16 protein-coding genes and 2 pseudogenes are annotated in these 22,855 nt (G+C 71.2%); 8 read left to right on the top strand and 10 right to left on the bottom strand.

Annotation, left to right across the window (positions count from 1 at the left end):
- Positions 1 to 53: 53 nt before the first annotated feature.
- Together ACFY2Z_RS03490 and ACFY2Z_RS03485 are read right to left on the bottom strand one after the other, a co-directional pair.
- Positions 54 to 1,217: a metallophosphoesterase family protein gene (locus ACFY2Z_RS03490; protein ID WP_390742504.1), complete on the bottom strand. Its 1,164-nt coding sequence runs from the start codon at positions 1,215 to 1,217 to the stop codon at positions 54 to 56.
- An 887-nt stretch (positions 1,218 to 2,104) separates the two neighbouring features.
- Positions 2,105 to 2,518 (bottom strand): hypothetical protein, encoded by a 414-nt coding sequence (locus ACFY2Z_RS03485; protein WP_390742503.1) that lies wholly within the window; start codon positions 2,516 to 2,518, stop codon positions 2,105 to 2,107.
- A 353-nt stretch (positions 2,519 to 2,871) separates the two neighbouring features.
- On the opposite strand from ACFY2Z_RS03485, the gene ACFY2Z_RS03480 reads away from it, so the two are divergent.
- On the top strand, positions 2,872 to 3,558 hold the full coding sequence (locus tag ACFY2Z_RS03480) for an SDR family oxidoreductase (RefSeq protein WP_390742502.1): 687 nt from the start codon (positions 2,872 to 2,874) through the stop codon (positions 3,556 to 3,558).
- A gap of 367 nt (positions 3,559 to 3,925) precedes the next feature.
- Here ACFY2Z_RS03480 and ACFY2Z_RS03475 read toward each other — a convergent pair whose 3' ends face one another.
- Both ACFY2Z_RS03475 and sigJ read right to left on the bottom strand, forming a co-directional pair.
- Positions 3,926 to 4,927, bottom strand: a complete 1,002-nt coding sequence (locus ACFY2Z_RS03475) for an acyl-CoA desaturase (protein WP_390742501.1) — start codon at positions 4,925 to 4,927, stop codon at positions 3,926 to 3,928.
- A gap of 490 nt (positions 4,928 to 5,417) precedes the next feature.
- Positions 5,418 to 6,356 (bottom strand): RNA polymerase sigma factor SigJ, encoded by a 939-nt coding sequence (gene sigJ / locus ACFY2Z_RS03470; RefSeq protein WP_390742500.1) that lies wholly within the window; start codon positions 6,354 to 6,356, stop codon positions 5,418 to 5,420.
- A gap of 150 nt (positions 6,357 to 6,506) precedes the next feature.
- Here sigJ and ACFY2Z_RS03465 point away from each other — a divergent pair, with 150 nt between their 5' ends.
- Positions 6,507 to 7,607, top strand: coding sequence for a nuclear transport factor 2 family protein (locus ACFY2Z_RS03465; RefSeq protein WP_390742499.1), 1,101 nt, complete (start codon positions 6,507 to 6,509; stop codon positions 7,605 to 7,607).
- Between the two features lie 105 nt (positions 7,608 to 7,712).
- Here ACFY2Z_RS03465 and ACFY2Z_RS03460 read toward each other — a convergent pair whose 3' ends face one another.
- Complete coding sequence (locus tag ACFY2Z_RS03460; RefSeq protein ID WP_390742498.1) at positions 7,713 to 9,761, bottom strand: protein kinase; 2,049 nt, start codon at positions 9,759 to 9,761, stop codon at positions 7,713 to 7,715.
- 412 nt (positions 9,762 to 10,173) lie between these two features.
- Between ACFY2Z_RS03460 and ACFY2Z_RS03455 the strand changes: the two genes are divergently transcribed.
- Positions 10,174 to 11,496: an aldehyde dehydrogenase family protein gene (locus ACFY2Z_RS03455; protein ID WP_390742497.1), complete on the top strand. Its 1,323-nt coding sequence runs from the start codon at positions 10,174 to 10,176 to the stop codon at positions 11,494 to 11,496.
- Between the two features lie 139 nt (positions 11,497 to 11,635).
- Here the strand turns inward: ACFY2Z_RS03455 and ACFY2Z_RS03450 are convergent, their stop codons facing one another.
- Complete coding sequence (locus ACFY2Z_RS03450; protein WP_390742496.1) at positions 11,636 to 12,139, bottom strand: DUF1203 domain-containing protein; 504 nt, start codon at positions 12,137 to 12,139, stop codon at positions 11,636 to 11,638.
- Positions 12,140 to 12,413: 274 nt separating this feature from the next.
- Positions 12,414 to 12,594 (bottom strand): annotated as a pseudogene (locus ACFY2Z_RS03445) (transposase); the annotation flags it as partial.
- 122 nt (positions 12,595 to 12,716) lie between these two features.
- Between ACFY2Z_RS03445 and ACFY2Z_RS03440 the strand changes: the two are divergent.
- A complete protein-coding gene (locus ACFY2Z_RS03440; RefSeq protein ID WP_390742495.1) occupies positions 12,717 to 13,490 on the top strand; it encodes a maleylpyruvate isomerase family mycothiol-dependent enzyme in 774 nt (257 codons plus the stop codon).
- A 186-nt stretch (positions 13,491 to 13,676) separates the two neighbouring features.
- Positions 13,677 to 14,099, top strand: a pseudogene (locus tag ACFY2Z_RS03435) (transposase); the annotation flags it as partial.
- A 149-nt stretch (positions 14,100 to 14,248) separates the two neighbouring features.
- Here ACFY2Z_RS03435 and ACFY2Z_RS03430 read toward each other — a convergent pair.
- Positions 14,249 to 15,409: a magnesium and cobalt transport protein CorA gene (locus ACFY2Z_RS03430; RefSeq protein ID WP_390742494.1), complete on the bottom strand. Its 1,161-nt coding sequence runs from the start codon at positions 15,407 to 15,409 to the stop codon at positions 14,249 to 14,251.
- A gap of 146 nt (positions 15,410 to 15,555) precedes the next feature.
- Here ACFY2Z_RS03430 and ACFY2Z_RS03425 point away from each other — a divergent pair, with 146 nt between their 5' ends.
- From ACFY2Z_RS03425 to dmpI, 3 genes are all read left to right on the top strand, one after another.
- On the top strand, positions 15,556 to 16,731 hold the full coding sequence (locus tag ACFY2Z_RS03425; RefSeq protein ID WP_390742493.1) for a winged helix DNA-binding domain-containing protein: 1,176 nt from the start codon (positions 15,556 to 15,558) through the stop codon (positions 16,729 to 16,731).
- 97 nt (positions 16,732 to 16,828) lie between these two features.
- Positions 16,829 to 17,695, top strand: a complete 867-nt coding sequence (locus ACFY2Z_RS03420; RefSeq protein ID WP_390742492.1) for a LysR substrate-binding domain-containing protein — start codon at positions 16,829 to 16,831, stop codon at positions 17,693 to 17,695.
- Between the two features lie 50 nt (positions 17,696 to 17,745).
- Positions 17,746 to 17,982, top strand: a complete 237-nt coding sequence (gene dmpI, locus ACFY2Z_RS03415; protein ID WP_390742903.1) for a 4-oxalocrotonate tautomerase DmpI — start codon at positions 17,746 to 17,748, stop codon at positions 17,980 to 17,982.
- A 134-nt stretch (positions 17,983 to 18,116) separates the two neighbouring features.
- On the opposite strand, the gene ACFY2Z_RS03410 is transcribed toward dmpI, so the two are convergent.
- Together ACFY2Z_RS03410 and ACFY2Z_RS03405 are read right to left on the bottom strand one after the other, a co-directional pair.
- Positions 18,117 to 18,908, bottom strand: coding sequence for a S1 family peptidase (locus ACFY2Z_RS03410; protein ID WP_390742491.1), 792 nt, complete (start codon positions 18,906 to 18,908; stop codon positions 18,117 to 18,119).
- Between the two features lie 933 nt (positions 18,909 to 19,841).
- Positions 19,842 to 22,655 (bottom strand): AAA family ATPase, encoded by a 2,814-nt coding sequence (locus ACFY2Z_RS03405; protein ID WP_390742490.1) that lies wholly within the window; start codon positions 22,653 to 22,655, stop codon positions 19,842 to 19,844.
- Positions 22,656 to 22,855 lie beyond the last annotated feature (200 nt).

Here is a 22,855-nt window from a genome sequence, read left to right as displayed (position 1 = left end):
TACCTCCTCGAAGTGCCGCCGTGCCGCTTCGGCATTGGTGGGGTCTTACGGTCTTACTTGCAGGTGCCGCTGCCGGAGTCGCTGTACTGCAGCGCCGTGGAGTCGAAGCCGGGGCCGGGCAGGACGGGCTTGTAGTCCCAGCTGTAGCTGTGGGGCTTGAGGGTGAGCTTCATGACGCCGAAGGCGCTGGCCTGGGCGGTGACCACGTTGGGGTTGTCGTAGTTGCCCGGCGTGCCGGCGAGGGTGTCGATGGCCTCACCGCCGGAGCCGACGATGAACTCCGGGATGCCGTGGGCCGGGTCGTACTGGCCGGCCGGGTTCATCGGGCGCAGTCGGGCGTACGCGTGCTCGTGGCCGTTGAGGACGAGCGTGGCACGGTGCTGGTAGAGGAGCTTCCACCATGCGTCGGTCGCTGCACCCTCGGTGCCGCCGGCGCCCGGCGCGGACGCGGGCACCGTGGCCGTCGAGGCCGTCGTGGCGCTGAAGGCCGGCTGGTGCCAGTACGCGATCGTGCAGGGGCGCCTGTTGGCGGCCAGGTCCTGTGAGAGCCACTGGGTCTCCTGGCCGAGGAGGCCGTTGCCCGTCGTGGAGCAGTCGTGGTTGAACGCGTCGGAGTCACATTCGGCGTTGAGCGAGATGATGTGCCAGTTGCCGAGGTTGTAGGAGTACCACCCCTGCTTGTCGGCGCTGTCGTCGCCGGCCTGGCCCTGGGCGACCGGCGTGCCGGCCTGGTCATGGCCGTTGAAGTAGCCGAAGTAGCCGACACCGTTCTGCCCGGCCTCCTTGTCGCCCTTCTTGGTGTACGGGTAGTACTCGTGGTTGCCCGGCGCCGGACGCTCGAGCATCTTCAGGCCGCCCCATGCCTGCTCGAAGGACTGCTCGAAGTCGGTCAGCTTGCCGACCTGGTACTGCTCGTCGCCGAGCAGTGCCACAGCATCGGGGTGCATGTCCGTGGCCTGCTTCGCGGTGGCGAACTCGGCGCTCATGCCGCCCAGAGTCGGGCTGCCGCACTTGAGCGATGCCGGGGTGGTGGCGTTCTCGGCGTCGTCGGGCTCGCAGGCGATGTCGCCGACAGCCGCCAGGGTGTACGACGCCGCGCTGTGGTGGGCGTAGGGCCAGTCGTTGTCACCGTGGTTCGCGACGGCGACGGCGGTGCCGGTGACCGCGAGGACGGCCAGACCGACGGCTGCGGCGGAGACCTTGGCGGCGCGGTTCATGTGCAGTGTCCTTCCACTGGAGGAGTGGTCAACGCACGCTAGTAGTCGATCGAACAGTTGCTACAAACACGTGCTGACGGCTCGGTGAACTCCGTCCGTGGCCGCGGGCTGCGGATGCCCGTCGTCCGGTGCCGAGTCGGTGAAGCCGTCGTCCGGTGCCGGCTGTGCGGAACTGGGAGGTGAGGTGGGAGCGGCGGCAGTGGGGGTGAGGGCGGCCGTCGGGGCTGAGACCGAGGTCGAGGGCGCAGACGCGACGCCGGTGGGCGCCGCGGTAGGCACGAGTGCGGCCGCAGAGGTGGCCGAGGCTGTCGGCCGCTCGGCGGAACCGGGGTCCTCTGCGTGGTCGTCGAGCGGGCGTTCTGCGCCGCCGCAGGTCGCATGCTCCCTGCGGAGTGGCCGGCGCCGCGGGAGGCAGCGGGCGGGCCGGTGGCGTCGAGTTCCGGATGCGGCACGCTGAGGACGTCACCGTGAGGACCCTCCCACGCCGTCCTGGCGCGGCCCGGTCCGTCGACGTAGAGATGCGTCCCGGTGGCGTAGGGGTCCGTCACCGCCGCACAAGCGTTGCCCGTCGGGTGCGCCCCTGCGCGAGTTGTCCCGGGTCCCGGGGCATCGCGGCCGTATCGGTGGTGGCAGCGCCCGCTGTGTGCGATGAGTCGGTCAGCAGGGGAGCCGGCAGGACGACGGCATGAGACCCGTCGCCACTTCACCGGACCCGGCTTGCCACGGCCGCTGTGCCGCGATGCGGACCACTGGCGCACCCGCACCCCGGGATCGGCGCTCCCGGTGAGGTTCGTGATCCGCGCCGGACCGCCGACAAGTGTCCACAGGTGGTGACGCAAGCGTCCACCGTCCGGGGCACCGCGTGTCCAAGCGGCTCGGCGTCGGCTTCAGTGGGTTCTGCGGCGCAGGCTCCGTACGAAGAGCGGCACCGACAGCAGGAGCAGGGCGCCTTCGACGGCCAGGCTGACCAGGCCGAGCGGTTCGGTCCAATTGCCGATGTCGTCCTTGTAATCGGGCAGGCCCGGACCCCTGGAGAGGATGTAGCCCAGCAGAGGGCCGGCGGCGACCCCGACTGCCAGCAGCCATCCCGCACGGACGAGGCCGATGAGGAGCAGCACGGCGGTGACCACGGCCGCGATCTCCAGGACGTGGAAGGCGACGCCGATGTGATAGGGGGCCCTTGTCGTCGCGATGCCGCCTTGGTCGACGACATGGATGGCGGCCACCGCGAGAGACAGCAGAGCTCCCGCCCATCTGGCCACCCAGGTGGCTCCCGGCGCCGTCGCGGTCTGGAGCGACATGCGGAGACACCTCCACGAAGATCAGCTTCGGGGTCAGCAACGCCACCGCCCCGGGGAGGGCCTGGAACACCGCCGCGTAGTCGACCTCCGGCTCCGACATGACTTTCCTGCCTTGCCGCCGCCGCTGTCTGTCTTTCCACGATACGAGCGGAGGGGCACAGCTCGCGCGCTGGCGGCCGGACATCAGCGGCTCGCCTCCGCTCAGGCGCGCGGGTGACCCGGCCCCTTCAATCCCAGGCAGGACCGCCACCTGCCGCAGCACCAGCCGCGCCCGTTGCGTGCCCGGTCCAGGGGGAGACAGCGGGGACTCATCCCATATCAGCTGCCGTCCACACGGAAAGGACCACCGGATCTTGACCACGTCGATCATCGTCGGAGGCAGCGGCGGCCTGGGACGCGTTCTGGCGGAGCGATTCGCCGACCGTGGCGACACCGTCATCATCACCAGCCGCACCAGGGCACGCGCCGAGACCGTGGCCGGCGAGATCGCGGGCACGGTCCGGGGCCTGGACCTTGACCTCTCGCGGCCGGAGACCATCGACAGAGCGCTCGTCGACGTACCGGAAGTCGACGACCTGGTGATCACCGCCATCACGGAGGATCTCACCACTGTCGCCGACTTCGACATCGCCAAGGCCGTCCACGCCGTGACCACCAAACTGGTGGGATACACGGAGACCGTGCGAGTCCTGCATGACCGGTTCACCCCCGGCGCCTCGGTCGTACTCTTCGGCGGCCTGGCCAAAGAACGCCCCTACCCCGGCTCCACCATCGTGACCGCCGTCAACGCTGGTATCACCGGACTGGTGAAGACCCTCGCAGTGCAGATTGCGCCCCATCGCGTCAACGCCATCCACCCGGGAATGGTGGGCGACCGTCCGAGGTGGCGCGACGTACCCGAGAACCCCCAAGCATCACGCACCCCGATCGGGCGCCTCGTGACGATGGCGGAGGTCGTCGACGCCACTGACTTCCTTCTCCGCAACACCGGCGTCAACGCCCAGGACTTGTTCGTCGACGGCGGAGTGCGCATCACCTGACAAGAGCGCCGCATGTGGTCCCGCCCACCAAGGCACGACCCACGTCCGCCCGTCGACGGACGTGGACCATCTGTGGAAGCGAGAGGCTGGGAAGGCGTGGCCAGTTCTTTGGCCTGTGCGAAGGTTCGGAGCCGAGCGGCATCCGGGGCCGTGGGCAGCCGCAGCTCCTGACATCACCGGCTGACATCAACGTCGGCGTACGACGGCGGACCCAGGCAGCCGAGGAAAGATCTGATACCGCCCCACGGCGACGGATACGGGCCGTTCGCAGACCGCAGTGATCGAACTCCTGGAGCGGGTGTCGCAGGTTCGGTTCCTGCCAGGGGTACACAAGCGGGAACCGCGGCCGCGCGTTGATCGGGCAACGTCAGCTGGTGGACTCGTTCGGGGCACCCGGTTTGGGCAGCAGTCGAGCGCTGAGACGGTCCGAGCTCGGCCAGCGCACATCGTGGACCCAGCGAAGCTTCTCGAACACCCAGATGAGGCGGGCCGACGGGTCGAGCTGGCCCGGCAGCACGCCGTGGCGCGCGGCTGTGGGGTCGGCATGATGTGAGTTGTGCCAGCTCTCACCGAAGGACAGCAGTGCGAGCGGCCAGAAGTTGGTGGCCTTGTCGCGGCTGGCGAAGGGGCGCCTGCCTGCGACGTGGCAGATCGAGTTCACCGACCAGGTGACATGGTGCAGCAGCGCCATCCGTATCAAACCGGCCCAGAAGAACCCGGTCAGCGCACCGGTCCAGGTACCGGTGACGAACCCGCCGACAAGTGCCGGGGCCAGGAGCGAGACGGCGGTCAGTGGTCCGAAGAGCTGACCGATGAGCCGCAGATCGGGATCCGCGGCGATGTCGGGCGCGAACCTGGCCCGGTTGCTCAGTTCACGCTTCAGCATCCACCCGATGTGCGCGTGGAGAAGTCCCTTGAGCAGCCCGCGTGTGTCGGTCCCGTAGCGCCAGGGCGAGTGCGGGTCACCCTCGCGGTCGGCGAAGGCATGGTGGCGCCGGTGGTTCGCCACCCACTGGACCGGCGAGCCCTCGACTCCCAGCGAGCCCGCGACAGCCAAAGCGATGCGCAGACCCCGCCGTGCCTTGAACGAGCGGTGCGTGAAGAGACGGTGGTAGCCGACCGTGAGGCCGAAGCCGGACACGAGGTAGGCGACCACGGCCATGCCGATGTCCAGCGCGGACAGACCCCATCCCCATGCCAACGGCACCGCGATGATCAGGCAGATCATCGGGCCGACGACAAAGGTCCACATCGCGGCCGCCGCCGCGGCCGTCTGGGGGGCGTCGAGCAGTGGCTTGACTCCGGCCTCGATATCGGCTGCATGTTCGGTGGCGGTCTGTTCCGTACGGTCGACGTCGCTCGGCTTCATCGGTTCCTCACCATCGCTCAAGCCTTTGGAGCCGGTGCCGGACCGCCCGGCTCACGCACCCGTGCGCTTTCAAGCGCTCGACGGTCCGGGGCTCACGATCGCACTGGGCGGCGTCCGAGCAGGTCGTCGCGGATGTCCAGGGCGTGAACGTCGTGGGACTGACTCACTGTCGGCCTCCGGCAGGAGCTTTGGTCCTCGTCGGACATGGGACAGACCGGACCGGCGACGCCGGTGTCGCCCTGGCATGCGGAAGGGCCGGCTCGGGAGAGGGTTTCTCGCGGGCCGACCCGTCGCCGTTTCAGGGAGAACCCGCTGACCTCAGAAAACCCCGAGCGTTGCTTGCCAGGCTTCCTTCCCGAGTCGAGATCAAGCGAGGCCTGAGCGAGCGGGAGTCGACATCAGCCTGTACAAATGATGGTCGCTGACGAGTGGCTGTGGCGCGTCTATGCGCCGCCGTGCTCCAGTGCTCACCGGATACCGCGAAGTCTCCTCAACTGATCCGCCAGGGACGGAGCTTCTCGGGGTTTCGCACCGCCCAGATGCGCCTGATCCGGTCGCCCGCGACCTCGAACGCGAACACGGTCGCGATGTTGCCGTACTGCTGCGCCACCAGGCCGGGCAGGCCGTTGACCGTGCACTCCAGGAACGTCGTGCGGTCGCCCGCCACACGCGCGATCTCGGCGTAGGCACGTGCGATCTGCTCAGCGCCCACGATCGGGTGCAGGTGGGTGACGGCCAGCCCGCCGCCGTCGGCGGTCGCGGTGGCGTCGGGGTCGAGCAGGCTGATCAGGGCGTCGATGTCCTTGGCCTCCCACGCCGTCTTGAACTGCCTGACGATGCCGGCCTGCCCGGCATTCGGGCCCGCCGGGGTCTGCGCGGTGCGGATGCGACGGCGGGCGGACGAGGCCAGTTGGCGGCACGCCGCCGGAGTGCGGCCGACGATCTCGGCGATCTCGGCGAAGGGGTAGCGAAAGACGTCGTGCAGGACGAACGCGACGCGCTCGGCCGGGGTCATCGCATCGAGGACGACCAGGAAGGCCATCGTCACTGACTCGTCGAGAGTGACCCGGTCGGCCGGGTCGATCATGCCGGCGCCGGAGTGCCCGCTGATCCACTCCGTGGGTTCGGGCAGCGGTTCCGGGATCCAGTCGCCCACGTACGTCTCCCGCCTGGCCCGCGCCGAGCCCAGCAGGTTCAGGCAGATGCGGCTGGCGACCGTCACCAGCCAGGCGCCGGGCGACTCGACGGCCTGCTGCTCCCGTGCGGACATGGCGTACCAGCGGGCGTAGGTCTCCTGCACGACGTCCTCGGCGTCGGCAAGGGACCCGAGGAGTCGATAGCCGAGGTTGATCAGCCGGCGCCGCTCGCTCATGATCGCGCTGAGGCCCGGCTCGCTCTGATCGTCGCCGGGCTCGGCTCTGGTGGTCATGGTCCGGCCGTCTCCCTCGCTCGCTGCTGTGCCCCTACCCGTTACGACAAGACAGCGCACCGGAATGTGAGGCCGACGCGCCGCCTCACATTCCGAAGGGCTGCGTTGTCGTACCGGTGAGGACGACAACAAGACGGATAGGGGACTCCGATGAACGACTTCCAGGCCATCGCGGACCGCGTCGAGATCGAGGCACTGCGCGGCGAGTTCACCGACGCGGCGATGATGCGCGACCGGTCCCGCCTGGCGTCGCTGTTCACCCCGGACGGTGCCCTGCGCATGCCCAACATCCCCGCCGAGCAGGTCGGCCGCGACGAGATCCGTGCCGGGGGCGAACGGCTGCAGAGCCAGTGGGACTTCTTCGTACAGACCACACACCCCGGCACGATCCTGCTCGACGGCGACACCGCGACCGGCCGCGCCTACATCCAGGAACTCGCGCGCACCCTCGACGGACGCCAGGGTCTGAACTACGCCGTCTACCACGACCGCTATCAGCGCACCGCGGAGGGCTGGAAGTTCGCCGAGCGGGTGTACGAGGTCAGGTACCTCGACACCTCGCCGCTGGCCGGCACGGCGCCCGACGCGGCGCAGGGCTCCGCGACCAACCCGGCAGACGCCACGGCCATCCCGGCTGCGGCCGCGTCCTTCGCCCACCCGGCATCGGCCGAACGACTGGAGCGGGCGGCCGACGCGCTGCGTGCCAACGGCTTCGACGCCGAGATCCTCGACGACGCCGCGGCCGCGCGCGCCCGCATCCCGGACCTCATCCCCGAGGGCGCCGGCGTGTTCACCGGAGCCAGCGAGACCCTCCGACTGTCCGGCATCGACGAGGACATCAACGCCGGAGGCCGGTACGACGCCATCAGGCCGCGCGTCCTGGGCATCGACCGTGCCACCGGCGCAGACGAGATCCGAAGGCTGGTCGCCGGCCCCGAATACGTCGTCAACAGCGTCGCCGCGGTCACCGAGACCGGCTCGCTCGTTCTTGCCTCCGGCAGCGGCAGCCAACTCCCTGCCAACGCGGGCGGCGCCGCCCACGCGGTCTGGATCGTCGGCGCGCAGAAGGTGGTGCCTGATCTGAGCACGGCGCTGCGCCGCGTCGAGGAGCACGCCCTCCCGCTGGAGAACGCCCGCGCCCAGGCGGTGTACGGGACGCCCAGCGCTGTCAACCGCCTGCTCATCCTCAACGCGGAACCCCGTCCAGGACGCGGCACCGTGCTGCTCCTCCGAGAGGCCATCGGATACTGAGCCGGCCCAGGATCCGTCTGCCTCCATCCGGGCAGTTCTCGGGAAGCACTCAAAGGGCGGCAGGCGCCTTTCTGCGTCGGCCTCGCACCGCGGCCGCGACTGCTGTCAGCGGGTGGAGCCAGGGACATGCAGCGTGTACAGCAGCCCGTCCGGGGTGAGTGCATAGAAGGCGTCGTCGTTGTTCCGTATGATTTCCGGCCTTTGAAACGGCGCCTTCTCCAGAGTGCTGCTGTCGCGTGGAGGGCCGATAACCGCCCGGAATCCGATGTCGGCACTGAAAGCGGTCACTTCCCCGTCGTCGGTCATGACAAGGAACTGCCGGTCGGCGTACACCGGGTCGGCAATTACGTCGCCCTGCACTGAGGCGCTCCAGCGCTCCTTGCCGGTGTGGGTGTCGATTGCCGAGACGTGGCCGTCCTCGTAGGCGAGGAACGCAATGTCTCGGCCCAGGGTGAGCCGGAATTTCGGGCCCTTGAGAGGCAGGCGGCGCGTCGAGTCGGTTGCGGTGTCGAGAACGAACAGGGAGGTGGAGTCAGCCTCGGCGGCGCTTCGGTCGCCGAGAGCAACGATGCCGTTCGCCGACGCCAGGACGTGCAGTTCCGCTTCCAGGACGACGGGCCTCCCGACCGAACCCGTCGCGGGATCCAGCGTGGTCACCTCTGTGCGCTGCTGCCCGCGCACTATCAGGTAGGTCCCGTCCCCGAGTGTGGAGACGGACGCCTCGTCGGCGAGGGGCCGCTCCCAAAGCGTCTTCCGGGCGGTCGGATCGAGACCCTGGATCCGACCGCTGGAGATCAGCAGGAAGGCGCCGTGTGACAGAACGATCTGTGAGGGATGATTCGTGAATTCACGCCTCCACAGGATCCTTCCAGTCATGACGTCCAGGGCCCGGAGCACCTGCTGGCCTTCCGCCGTCGTGGCGTAGAAGAGCTCTTTCCCCCGGACCCCGACCAGCGCGGCCCGCCCGCCGTCGTCAACGTCAGGACGGACTTCCTCCCATACGGTCTTGCCGTGATAGACCTCGATGCCGAGGATCCGGGCGCCGGCCAGGCAGTAGAGGAACGCCCGGATCTTTGAGGCAGGGTCGCCAGAAACGCACTGCTCGCCGGGAGGCCCCGCGACACGCACGCTCGATACCCACGGTTGCGGATTCGCCAGCACGATGCCAGGGCGTTCCGATGTCGGAGGGGGAGGCCGGTACTCGCCACCTGTCCCGGCTGCGACCAGCGTCAGCGACACGGCAGCCAGCACAGATGAGGCGGCCGCCCAGACAGGTACACGCCGGGTCACCACCTCTTTGGGAACGACCCACCGACGCCGTGCGGACACCTCCCGCCGCGGCGGCGGTGGGGCCGGCGGCCCGGTGAGGCGTGTGAGTATCGCCGCAGGCGCCGGGCGGTTCGCAGGCTCCTTCATCAGGCAGTCGGCCACCAGCTCCCGCAGACCGTCCGGCACGCCGGTGAGATCTGGCTCCTCATGGACCACCTGGTAGGCGACGCCGAACGCGCCGTACGCCCTGAACGGTCCGTACCCGGTCGCCGCGAAGGTCAGGACACAGCCCAGGGCAAAGACGTCAGCCTCCGGCCCGACGGTACGGCTGGACTGCAGCTGCTCCGGTGCCATGAAGGCCGGCGTACCCACGAGGTGACCGGTCTCGGTAAGCCCCAGGCCGTCGGTCGCTTGGGCCACTCCGAAGTCAATGACCCGGGGCCCGTCCTCGGTGAGCAGAACGTTACTGGGCTTGAGGTCTCGGTGGATCACGCCGGCGCGGTGGATGTCAGCGAGCGCTCGGGCCAGCGCGCGGGCGAGTTCGGTCAGCTCTGCCCCGCTCAGGGGACCGTTCTCCGACACGTGCGCGTCGAGGCTTTGGCCTGGCACGTAGAGCGTGGCCATCCAGGGCTCCGGCCCCCGCGGACTGGCATCGACGACGGGCGCGGTGTACTGGCTGTGAACCATCCGCGCGGCGGCGACCTCAAGCTCGAACCTCGCTCGGAATGCCTGGTCTTCGGCCCACTCGCGCCGAACCACCTTCAGCGCCACAGGGGTTCCGCGCGGCGAACGGGCGAGGTACACCACGCCCATTCCGCCCGCACCGAGGCGGCTCTCCAACTTGTATCCGCCCACCGCTGTCGGGTCGTCGTCGCGCAGCGACACCACAGGCCTCCCTGGACGCCCGACTCCGGGCACTCTCCTGTCCCCTTCACGCACCGAGCGCGCGATCGGTTGCGCCCCGCTGACCCACTGTTGGTGGATCGCTGTCGCCCCGGCCGCGTACGAGTCGGAGCCGCTCACCAAGCGCGGCAGCGGACTCCTGGTCTGACGGCGCAGTCAGCCGGCGTCCGCGCGCTCGGGCCCGGGCCACATCGCTGTGCACGGGGGAAGACGCAGGCCCGCTCGAGACTGAACGGAACGCCGACGCCGTCGAGATCGCGTGTCGGCCGTGGTGTGAGCATCGCCACACGCACAGTGGTTCCCGGTGCCGGAATTTACTTGGGTGCCTGAAAGGTTGCAAAATGCATCTTACTGAGCACCGTAAGGCTCATACACACCCAGCAGCGAGGCATCCGTGAACCAGTCCACCCCCGAGCAGCCCGCCGACCTCGTGGCCCGGCTGCGCGCCACCTTCCGCACCGGCCGCACCAAGCCCGTCGAGTGGCGTACCGGCCAGCTGCGCCGCCTGCGCGCCATGCTCACGGAACGCGGCGACGAGCTGGCCGCCGCCCTCCACGCGGACCTGGGCAAGAGCGCCACCGAGGCCTACCGCACGGAGATCGACTTCACCGTCCGGGAGATCGACCACACCCTCGACCACCTGGAGGAGTGGCTGCGCCCCGAGTCGGCCCCGGTCCCGTCGCACCTGGGCGGCGACGCGACCGCCTGGACGCAGTACGACCCGCTCGGCGTCGTGCTCGTCATCGCCCCGTGGAACTACCCGGCCCAGCTGCTGCTCGCCCCGGTGGTCGGTGCCCTCGCCGCCGGCAACGCGGTCGTCGCCAAGCCCAGCGAACTGGCCCCGGCGACCTCGGCCGCGCTGGCCCGGCTGCTCCCGGCCTACCTCGACACCGAGGCGGTCGCCGTCGTCGAGGGTGGCATCCCGGAGACCACGGCCCTGCTCGCCGAGCGCTTCGACCACATCTTCTACACCGGCAACGGCACCGTCGGCCGTATCGTGATGCGCGCCGCCGCCGAGCACCTCACCCCGGTCACTCTCGAACTCGGCGGCAAATCACCGGCGTTCGTCGACCGCGGCACCGAACTCGCGGTGGTCGCGGACCGGCTGGCGCGCGGCAAGTTCCTCAACGCCGGGCAGACCTGCGTGGCCCCCGACTACGTCCTGACCGACCCCGAGACGGCCGCCGCTCTGGAACCCGCCCTGGTCAGGGCCGTCCAGGCGTTGTTCGGCACCGAGCCCAAGGAGTCCGGCGAATACGGCCGGATCATCAACGAGCGTCACTTCGACCGGCTCAGCGGACTGCTCGACTCGGGCCGGGTGGTGGTCGGCGGCGACACCGACCGCTCCACCAAGTACATCGCGCCCACCGTGCTCGCCGACGTCGACCCGAAGTCCCCCGTGATGCAGGAGGAGATCTTCGGTCCGATCCTGCCCATCGTCACCGTCCCGGACCTCGACGACGCGATCGCCTTCATCAACGACCGCGACAAGCCCCTCGCGCTCTACGTCTTCAGCGAGTCCGACGACACCCGGGAGCGGGTCGCCGCCGAGACCTCGTCCGGCGGCCTCGGCCACGGCCTCCCGCTAGCCCATCTCACGGTCTCCGACCTGCCGTTCGGCGGGGTGGGGGAGAGCGGGACGGGCAGCTACCACGGCCGCTACTCCATCGAGACGTTCAGCCACCGCAAGGCGATCCTGGTGAAGCCGCTGCGCTGAACTTGTCGCTTCGGCGCGTGCGCGGCGCCACGCGTCGTCAGGCGCTCCGTGATCGGGGAGGTGGTTCCGCGGGCCGTACGGTCGGGTGGTGTGAGGGACGGGCCCTCGGCGGTGGCCGGCGATCCGCCCCCTCGTCCCGTCAGGGCCGGTCGACGCGGAAGTGGTAACAGCCGTATTCGACGGCCCGCACGTGGACCTGGGCGGTATCCGGGTCGGCGAAGGCCTCCGTGAGGGCGCGGTCGAACGCCGCGTCGGCGTCGTAAGACAGCTCCACCATGCGACCGCCCACGATGTGCCCTCGACTGTTGTAACGGCGGAAGGCGCGCAGGGCGCCCGGGCGGGCCCACGGGTAACCGGTGCCGTCCGGGTCCGGCCCGCCGCAGTCCTCGGCATGGATGAAGACCGGACCCTGCTCGTCGTACGCCCCGGGCTCGGCGCCCGTCTGCGCCGCCCAGCGGCGCAGTGGGGCGTACGAGACGAGGGCGATCCGGTCGCCCACGACGCTGAGCCGCAGGCAGCAGCGGAGCGGGTCGCCGCCCTCCTCGTCCACGTACGGAGACATCAAACGCCCGGCGTCGTCGCGTACGCGGAGCTCGTTCAGGGCGGTGGGGGTGATGGGCCGGGGCTGATAGGTGCTGGTCATGTCATTCAGCGTGGCGCGGCAGGGGGCCAGGTGCTGGCGGAAATCCGTCGGGAGGTTCAGGGCCGACCATCGTGCTCGGACCGGCCGAACTGAGGTGATCAGTCGCACGCAGCTTCTTCTCCCCGCCCGGTGGCAAGCCCGACAGTGACGAGGAGCCACTCCGCAGGCGTCGGGGAGCGCGGGTTTCGACCGTATAGGGCACGTAGGTACGCCGATCGGGGTCGATGGCGAGCCGGCCGGGGGACGGGTCCGCTGGGCGCAGTCGCGGCGCTCACGATGCCCCCGGCCGCGTCCGCCTCGGCCTGCACCCGCTGGAGCAGCCGCTCCCACGTTCCATCCGCCGACCAACGCCGATGCCGCTCGTGAACGGTCTTCCAGGAACCGTAGCGCTCCGGCAGGTCACGCCACTGCACACCGGTGCGAATCCGGTACAGCACCCCGTTCATCACAAGCCGCCGTTGGCGAGCAGTGCGCGGAGTTTCAGGACGGCTTCGGCGCCGGCGCTCCGCCCGGCCGTCGACGCGTTCGTCCGACAAATTCGCTACCCGCGGCCAGAGCGCCGTGATACACAACCGAGGTGCAAAACATTTTGGAGTTCCCCGAGGTCCTGCGGCTGATCGAAGACCGCTCGGCCGCGTTCCGCGCCGCGATCGCGTCCGCCCCCGACCTTGACGTCCAGGTCCCGACCTGCCCGGACTGGACACTGCGCGAACTGGCGCAGCACCTCGGTGACGGCCGCCGCCGCCAGGCTGCCATCGTCGCGGCGGGCCCGGGCGCTGAGCCCCCGGCGAGGACGGACCCGAAGGGCGCCCCGACCGCGCCCCGCGACCGCGAAGCCCTGGACGCCTGGCTCGCCGAGTCGACCGAGCTCATGCTCGACGCGATGCGCGAGGCCGGCCCGGACCGCGGCTGCTGGACCTGGTGGGGCCGCTCGCAGGCCCCGGAGACCAGCGGAGCCGTGGCCCGGCACCAGATCCAGGAGATCGCCGTCCACACCTACGACGCCGAGCTCACCCAGGGCGCCGCACAGCCGCTGCCGACGGACGTCGCGGTCGAGGGCGTCGACGAGTTCCTGACGACCGTCGCGGCGACGACCGTCCCCTGGCCGTTCAAGCCGGCGACCATCGACCTGCACACGACCGAGGGCCGTTCCTGGCGCCTGACCCTCAACGCCGACGGCGTTCGCTGCGACGACCTCGCCGCCGACGCGGAGCCGGGCGACATGGCGATGCGAGGCACAGCGAGCGAACTGGTCCTCTACTTCTACGAGCGCGTCCCGCTCGACGGCCTGGAGACCACCGGCGACACCGAGCCGATGGAGCAGCTCGCAGACTGGGACCCGAACGCGTAATACGCGCACTGGTGGCGCGTCTGTCGGTGGGGCGCGCGCTCCTGCGGGGGCCACTGGGCCCGGGGTTGCGGACATCGCGCGGCTGCGGGCAGGCTGCGGGCCTGCTGTTCAAGGGCGAAAGGCGCACCTGCGGGCGGCTGCCGCTGCACTGGGGGACACTGCGCGGCGCCGGTGCTGCTGTTCAAGTGCGCAGGGCTCTTGCTCCTCCTGACGCCCGGTCAGCGGGCCGACCGCACCCGGTTCGAGGCTGTCATGGAACGGATCCGGGTGCCCCGCCTGGCCACCGGCCGGCCTCGCACGACACCCGACAGCGTCAGCGCCGACAAGGGCTACAGCAACCGTCGCACCCGCGCGTACCTGCGTGGACGCGGGATCCGGCACGTCGTCCCGGAGAAAGCCGACCAAGCGGCCGGCCGTCTGCGGCATGGGAGCACCGGTGACCGGCCGCCCGGCTTCGACAAGGAGCGGTACGCCAAGCGCAACACTGTCGAGCGGGCGATCAACAAGCTGAAACAGTTCCGCGCGGTCGCGACCAGATACGACAAACGCGCCTACGTCTACCGCGGCACCGTCACCGCCGCAGCACTCGCCATCTGGCTCCGCTCATGATCGCCAGGACAGCCCCTGGTGGCGGCCAGAACCGGGCGACGTTGAGGCATCTCATTCTCCCCAGATTCTCCCCAGCGCCCCGAGAGAGGCCGGGACATGTGCCCTCGGCGGTTCGAATCGGCAGGGCATGCGCTCGTGGGCCTGATAACTCAGAGCCAGTCCTTGCGCTTGAAGATGAGGTACAAACTGGTGCATACGACCGCCATCAGGACGACCGCGAAGGGGTATCCGAGCACCCAATGCAGCTCCGGCATCTCCCTGAAGTTCATCCCGTAGATCGTGCCGACCAGCGTCGGAGCGAACAAAATGGCCGCCCATGAAGAGATCTTCTTGATCTCCTCGTTCTGTTCGAAGCCCGCCTCCGCCAGCGCCCGCATCTCCGCGTTCTGTTGCTGGGTGACGAGGGTCGCGTTGACCGTCAGGATCTCCGTCAGGGCCTGGCGGAAGCTGTCGACGCGTTCGCTGGTGTGGGTGACGTGGTCCGCCACGTCCCGCAGATAGCGCTGGAGCTCCTCGTCCGTGCCGTACTTGGCGAAGCCGGCCATCAGACTGTGCAGCATGCCCACCAGGGGGCGGGTGGCGCGCTGGAACTCGACCGTCTCGCGGGAGAGTTCGTAGATGCGGCGGGAGACCTCCGGGTCGCCGCGGAAGACCTCGGTCTCGATCTCGTCGATGTCGTTCTGCACACCGGTGACCACGGGGGCGTACCCGTCCACGACCGCGTCCAGTATCGCGTACAGCACCGCCTCGGGCCCCAGCTTCAGCAGCTCGGGCGACTCCTCCATGCGCCGGCGGACGGCCGAGAGGTCCGGGGCCGCGCCATGGCGCACCGTGATCACGAAGTCCGGGCCCACGAACACATGCAGCTCGCCGAAGTCGACCTCCTCCGGCGCGTCCAGATAGCGGGCGGCGCGCAGCACGACGAACAGTGTGTCGCCGTACCGTTCCAGCTTCGGCCGCTGGTGTGCCTCCAGGGCGTCCTCCACCGCGAGCGGGTGGAGATCGAACTCGGCCGCCAGGGAGAGCAGTTCGGACTCGGTCGGACGGGCCAGACCGATCCACGCCATGCCGTCCGGGTCGTCGCGCAGCTCGCGGAAGGTGTCGGCCAGCGACTCGGGGGCGGAGACACGGACACCGTCCCGGTACAGGGCCGCCTGGACGACACTGTCCGCCTCCACGGGCTCCGGGGGCGCTGCCTCGGGCCGCGGTGCCGGGGGGCTCGCGGGCGGTGTCGTCGCCTGGTTCAGGGCTCGGCGCCAGACCGACTTGCGGCCGTTGCCGACGGCTGGGCGGGCACGGCGCTCGGACATCGCGGCTGCCTCCCGTATCGAACGTACGTCTGCGTGATCACGGAGCAGGATATACGGGGCCAATCGGCACAGGGTCGAAGTGTGTCCCAGAACGCGGTGAGAGTTGCGGACAGAGGCTGACCGCAAGCCGCACTAGCGTCCACGCCATGACGCAGACGAGCCCCATTCCCGGTACGGCGGCGGAACGGCCGGCCACGGTGCCCGCATCCCGCAGGACGGCCGTGCGGGCCGCCTCGGCGCCCGTCCTCCACCCCCGCGCCCTCAACCGGGCCACCCTCGCCCGTCAGCTGCTGCTCCGCCGGTCGCCGCTGTCCGCGCGGGCCGCCGTGACGCACCTCCTCGGACTCCAGGCGCAGAACGTCCAGCCCCCGTACTACGCGCTCGCCGCCCGACTGGAGGGTTTCGCCCCCGAGCACCTCTCCACGCTCATGGCCGACCGGGAGGTCGTCCGTATCGTCACCCTGCGCTCCACCCTGCACGCGCACACCGCCGACGACTGCCTGTCCCTGCGCCTGCTGGTCCAGCCCGCCCGCGACCGCGAGCTGCGCCTCTTCCGCAAGGGCCTCGCCGACGTCGACCTGGACCGTCTCACCGCGCTCGTCCGGGACCTCGTCGAGACCTGCCCCCGCACCATGCAGGAGTTGCGCGAGGCGCTGGCCGTCGAGTGGCCGCACGCCGAGCCGAGAGCCCTCGCCGTCGCCGCCCGCTGCCGGCTGCCACTCGTCCAGGTCACCCCGCGCGGCTTGTGGGGCAGGAGCGGTCAGGTCGCCCTCACCACCGCCGAGCACTGGCTCGGCCGCACCGCCGGGCCGGCCCCGGCGCCGGAGGAGATCGTGCTGCGTCACCTCGCCTCCTTCGGTCCGGCGTCCGTCAAGGACACGCAGACCTGGTCCGGCCTGACCCGCCTCAGGGGCGCCTTCGAACGCCTCCGCCCGCGGCTCGCCACCTTCCGCGACCACCGCGGCGTAGAACTCTTCGACCTCCCGGACGCGCCCCGGCCCGATCCGGACACCCCCGCGCCGCCACGGTTCCTGCCGGAATACGACAATCTGCTGCTCTCCCACGCCGACCGCACCCGGGTCGTGCCGGCCGGCCTCCAGGGCCGCAGCCGGCAGGGCAACCAGGCCTACCACACCCTTCTCGTGGACGGATTCCTGGCGGGGGTGTGGAAGGCGGTCGACGGCACGCTCGTGATCGAATCCTTCGGCACCCTCACCAAGGCCCAGCGGCAGGAGGTGACCGCCGAGGGAGAGCGGATGCTCGCGGTCATGCGCCCGGGAGCCGCCCACGACATCCGCTTCGGGACCGTCGTACCGAGGTGACGGCACGACCGGCACGGCACGACCGATCCGGTCCATGGGGCCGGTGTCCAGGGCCCTTACAGCACCGCCCGGATCACGGCCCCATACAGTCGGGACCATGGAACTGCGGCAGCTCAGCTACTTCGTGACCGTCGCCGAGGAACTGCACTTCGGGCGCGCGGCCGAGAAGCTGCACATCGTGCAGTCCGCGGTCAGCCAGCAGATCCGGCGGCTGGAGCGGGAGCTGGGCGCCGAGCTGTTCGACCGCTCGCCCCGGCATGTGCGGCTGACCCCGGCGGGCGAGCGGCTGCTGCCCGAGGCGCGGGCGGTGCTCGCCGCCGCGGACCGGGCCCGCGCTGCGGTCCTGCCCCCGGCGGGGCTGCGCCTCGGCACCAGCACCGGGCTCGGCGTCCATCTGGACCGCGTCCTCGCGGCCTTCGCACGGCGCCGGCCGGAGGTGCCCGTGGAGCTGTTCTCGCTCCCGGCGGCACAGCGGCTGGCGCGGGTCGCGGACGGCCGGCTGGACGCGGCGTTCGTCCGGGCCGCGGAGCCGTTGTCCGGCGTACGGGTGCTGCCCCTGTGGCGGGACCCGCTGGTGGTCGCCCTGCCCGCCGGGCACGCCCTGGCCGCCCGGGCCGAGATCCCGCTCGACGAGCTGGCCGGACTGCCCCTGAGCATCACCCCGCGCGCCGCCAACCCCGCCCTGGTCGACCTGGTGGTCGGCGCCTGCCGGGCGGCCGGGTTCGAACCGCTGCCGGGCCCGGTGCCCGGCTCGCTCCACGACACCCTCGCCACCATCGGAGCCCGGCCCTTGTGGACGGTGGTGTACGCCTCCCATGCGCGGGTGCTGCACGCGCCGCGGGTGGCCTTCGTGCCCTTCCAGGAGCCGGGCCTCGCCCTGTCGACCGGACTCGCCGTCCGTGCCGCGGCCCCGCCGCCCTGTCTGGACGACCTGCTGGCGGCCTGCGGCGATCACGAGAACTGATCGCTGCGCTCTGCGGTTGCCTCTTGGTCGCGGACGCCCCGGGCCGTTGACTGGACCCGAGTCCAGGCGGCCCGAACGGCCGCCGCACACAGAGGAGTTCGGTCATGCCCATCGTCACCGTCCAGCAGGGTCCCCGCGATGTCACGCTCAAGCGGGACCTCGTCCGGCGGGTCACCGACGCCTTCGTCGAGGCGTACGGGGTCCCGGCCGAGACCGTGCAGGTGTGGATCCACGAGGTGCCGGCGGACAGTTGGGGTGCCGCGGGGAAGCTGACCGCCGACAAGTAGCAAAGAGACCGTGGGCCGGGCCCGGGGGCCCGGCCCACGGCCGGAGGGTTGGAAAGGGGGCGTTGCGAACCGCTCGTGGAGGCCCGCAACGCCCCCCGGCTTCTACCTGAGGGGTACTCAGGAGTTTTCAGGGGCTAGGAGTTGATTTGCGCGGTCACCAGTGAGGAGAAGGTGGTCAGCCGGGTGTAGACACCCGGGTACCCCGCCTCGGCACACCCGTTGCCCCAGGAAGTGATCCCTGCCAGGACGCCCCCGATGAGCAGGGGACCGCCGCTGTCGCCCTGGCAGGTGTCCACGCCGCCGGACGTGTATCCGGCGCAAACCATGTCGGACTGGACGTAGTCCGAACCGTAGGAGCTCTTGCAGCTGGAGTCCGACACGATCGGAACCGTGGCGGTGCGCAGCTGGTTGGAGGAGTTGCCGCTCTCGGAGGTGGTGCCCCAGCCGACGATCCGCGCGGTGGTGCCGGCCGCGTACACGCCCGTCTGGGAGGAGGAGACGTACGACGCCGTCGTGTACGGCATCGAGCTGGACAGCGTCAGCACCGCGACGTCGTCGCCGTTGCTCGCGTCCGTGTAGTCCGGGTTGACCCAGATCTTGCTGACCTTGCTCACCGTACCGTTCGTACCGTTGAGGTAGGTGCGGCCGCCGACCACACGGACGCTGCCGGTGGTCTCGCCGGCCATGCAGTGCGCGGCCGTGACGACCTTCTTCGCCGCGACCAGTGTGCCGCCGCAGAACTGGTTTCCGGACGCGTCCGTGATCTGCATCATGAACGGGTACGCGGTCGTCGTGGTCGTCGTGCCACCGACGATCGGCTGGGGCGCGGCGACGGCGGTGGTGGCGCCGAGCAGCGCGGTCGTGGCAGCCGCGGCGGCCGCGAGGCCGGCGGCGACGGTCTGTCTCGCACGGTTGAGCCCGGGCATGAGTCTCCTCGGGGGGTTGCCGGTGGGGGGCGCACGGGTGGGGGTGCTGCACGACGGCGTCGGCCCGTCCCGCTCGAGTGGACTTCGAGAGGAGTGGGGGCCGGCCCCGGTGTGCCCGGCGAGCGGCACGCCCTTACGCTAGAAGGAGGCGCGGTCCTGTCCCAATGAGGGAACCCCCTAGGGGAGTTGGGCAGGGATAACCCTCGGTCTGCGCGCGTAAACCGATGGCCCGTCACGTCGGCCGAATCAGTTCGAGGAGTGGCCCGTGATGTGGGTCGGATCGGTCGTGCCGGGTGTGGGCGGTGTGCGTGGTTGGATCCGGTCGTGCCGGGTGTGGGCGGTGTGCGTGATTGGATCCGGTCGTGCCGGTGTCGGGCCTGTGTGTGGCTGGATCCGGTCGGTCCGGACGCCGACCCCGTATGTGGCCGGATCCCGTCAGGGCGCGGGGCGGACCGGTACGTCGACCGAATCCGGTCGGGACGAACGATGGCCCGGTACGTCGACCGAACCCGGTCGGGACGAGTGGCGGGCCGGTACGTAGACCGGATCCCATCGCGGCGCGGGGCGCGGTTCGGTGCGCAGGCCGGATCCGGTCGAGGCGACCGGGGGGCCGCACGCGGGCCGGGGGCGGTCGGGGTGAGCCCCGGTCCGGTGCGTGTCGGCACGAGCTCGCGCGGGGGCCGGGGGCGGTCGGGGTGAGCCCCGGCCCGATACGTGTCGGCACGAGCTCGCGCGGGGGCCGGGGGCGGTCGGGGGTGAGCCCCGGTCCGGTGCGTCGGCACGAGCTCGCGCGGGGGCCGGGGGCGGTCGGGGGTGAGCCCCGGCCCGGTAGGTGTCGGCACGAGCTCGCGCGGGGGCCGGGCGCGGTCGGGGTGAGCCCCGGCCCGGTGCGTGTCGGCACGAGCGCCCGGCCTGGTGCCCGGTCGGATCCGGTCAGGCCGAGCGGTGGCCCGCCGCCAGGCGCACGATGTCCACCCGCGACCGGATGCCCAGCTTGCGGTACACCCGGGTGAGCGTGGCCTCCACGGTCTTCACGCTGATGAACAGCCGGGCCGCTATCTCACGGTTGGTCGCCCCCTCCATGACCAACGCGGCCACCTGCCGTTCCGTCGCCGCCAGGGTGTCCAGGGCCGCCGCGGCCAGGGGCGGCTGGGCGGCGGCTCCCGTGACCGTGGCCGTCTCCACCTGGCGCAGCCACGGCATCGCGCGGCAGCGGCGGAAGAGCCGGGCCGCCTCGTCGTACGAGGTGGGCCCGGGCTTGTGGGTGCGCAGACCCGCCAGCGCGTAAGCGGCCCGGGCCTCCTCCAGTCCGTATCCCAGTTTCGCCAGCCGGTCCTGAGCAGACGTCAACTGCCGTTCTGCGGGGACCGTTTCCCCTCGGGCGGCGCGCGCCAGCGCCTCCGTCCGGTCCAGCACCGCCAGCACGCTCTCCCGTCCGAGCCGCAGCGCACGGGCGCGTGTGGCGTCGATGACGTCCTGGGCCTCGGCCAGGTCCCCGGTGCGCACGAGTGCCTCGGCGAGGTCGCCCTGCCAGCGCCCCCGGGCCGGGTCGGTGACCCCGAGCCCCTCCTCCAACTCCCGGACCCGGCGCAGCGATCCCACCGTCCCCGCCGCGTCGCCGGCCACCAGCTGGGCATGCCCGAGGGCGGCCAGGGCCCGCGACAGATACAGCACGTCGCCGTCCTCCTCGGCGCGCCCGACGGCCTCCCGGGCCAGCGTCAGCGCCCGCTCCACCTCGCCGCCCGCGGCTTCCGCGAGCGAGGTGAGCATGGCGCTCGCCGCCTCCCCGATGCCGGTGTCACGGGCGAGCCGCAGGCCTTCGCGCGCCAGTTCGAGGGCGCGCCCGCAGTGTCCGGCCCGCAGTTCGGTCTCGGCGAGCCCGCGCAGGAAGTGCACCTCGGCCTCGACCATCCCGCGCCGCCGCACCTCGCGCAGCAGACCGCTGATCGCCTTGCGGGCCTCGGCCAGCTGGTCGCTCATGATCAGCCAGCGGAACCGGGCGTAGCCGGCGCCGTTGTGGTCGCATGCCACCCGCGGATCCTGCGGCTCCCGCAGGGCCCGTTTGATGGTCACGGGCGCGTCCGGATGCCCCATCAGGGTCTCGGACTGCGCCTGGAAGGCCAGCGCCAGCAGCTCGTTGCGCCGGTCCCCGGCGCGCGCCGCCAGGTCCGCAGCGAGCGCGCCCTCCTCCCGGGCCCGGTCGAAGTCGCCCTCCACGAGCAGCGCCCGCCAGGCGAGTTGGTAGTGCACGAGGGCGAGCAGCCGTGGATCGTCGCCCGCGTCGGTGAGCGCCTGCGGGAAGACCGCGTCGACCTCGGCCATCGCATGCCCGGCGGCGTCGATCACGACCATCCACGCCCGCACCCGGTCCGCCGGTTCGGTCGCCCGCGCCAGCACCTCGTGGGCGATGTCCCGCGCGAAGTCCGTCTCGCCCGCCGTCAACGCGTCCTCGGCCGCCTGCAGCCGCCGTTCGTCCGCGGCCGGTGTCGCGTCCGCCGGGGTGTGCCGGGCCGCGAGCAGCCCGAGTTCCGCCGCCACCGACGGCGCGCCCCGGTCCCGCGCGGCGGCCGCGGCCTCGCCGAGCCGCCCGGCCACCCCCGGATCGGCGCCGGTGCTCGCTAGCGCGAGATGCCGGGCCCGCTCGATCGGGTCGCCGGCCGCCGTCGACAGGGCCGCGTGCACGGCCCGCCGCTCCTGCGCGCTCGCCTGCGCGTACAGCGCGGCCGATATCAGCGGATGCGTGAAGCGTACGTACGGCGCGTCCCGTTCCGTCAGCAGCAGCCCGAGCGCGGCGGCCTGCGCGGTCTCCGCCTCCGCGTTCGGCCGTCCCGCGGCGCGCAGCAGGGCCAGCGTGGGCCGGGCCCCGGCGCTCGCCACGAGCAGCGTGCGGCGGGCCTCCGCGGACAGCGCCTCCAGCCGGTTGAGCACCAGCGCGCGCAGCGAGGTCGGCACCGGCAGCGGTTCACCGGGGCTCGGCGGTGTCGTGCTCTCGACCAGGGCCCGGCCGAGCTCCAGCGCGAACAGCGGGTTGCCGCCGCTGGTGCGGTGGATGTCCCGGACGGTGGAGCGGGGCAGGCCGGTGTAGCCGCGGTGATCGAGCAGCGCGGCGATCTGGGCGCGAGGGAGCGGGCCGACCCGGACCGCGAGGGTGTCCGGCGGGGCCACGCTCAGATAGCGGTCGTGTTCCTGGCCCTGCGGCGCGGTGTGCGTACGCACCGCGCACAGCATCTGCACGGGTGTGCCGCCGAGGCGGCGCGCGGCGAAGCCGAGGAGTTCGGTGCTGGCCGGATCCAGCCACTGCAGATCGTCGGCGACGATCAGTACGGGCCCGCGGGCGGCGAGGGCCCGCAGGGTGGACAGCACCGCGAGCCGCAGCGCGAGACCGTCCCGCTGCAGCGTGGACTCACCGCGGCCGGTGAGCGCGGACTCCAGGGCGGTGCGCTGCGGGGCGGGCAGCTGGTCGGCGACCTCGTCCACGACGAGGCCGAGCAGGTCGGCGAGGGCCAGGAAGGGGAGATGGGATTCGGACTCGGTCGCCGAGCAGCGCAACACGGTGCGCACCCGTTCGCCGTAATCCGCGGCCAGCGAGCGCAGGACGGTCGACTTTCCTATTCCGGCCGGGCCGTGGACCAGCACACTTCCTCCGCCGGCGAGTTGCTCGCGCGCTCCCGCGCACAGCTCGTCCCGGCCGATGACCAGGTCGGGGCGGGGTCTGGCAGGCTCCTTGAAGTCCCGTCGCACGGTCACCGCTCCCCTCCGTGTGTCGTGTCCTGGCCAATATTAGGCAACGAGGCTCTGAATTTCGGACATCCCGTGAGGTGAGGCAAATAACAAGACGTCGGCACAGCCGAATTCTCTGGAGTGCCGAATGAATGAGAACCGACAATCCGGGAGCGCGCAAAACCTGCGGGTCGGTGGCAAATCGCCGGGAACCCGTGCAGAGGCTG

The sequence above is a fragment of the Streptomyces sp. NPDC001222 genome, assembly GCF_042896945.1.
GTDB classification, from domain to species: Bacteria; Actinomycetota; Actinomycetes; order Streptomycetales; family Streptomycetaceae; genus Streptomyces; species Streptomyces gibsoniae.
This window is presented reverse-complemented; position numbering and strand designations above follow the sequence as displayed.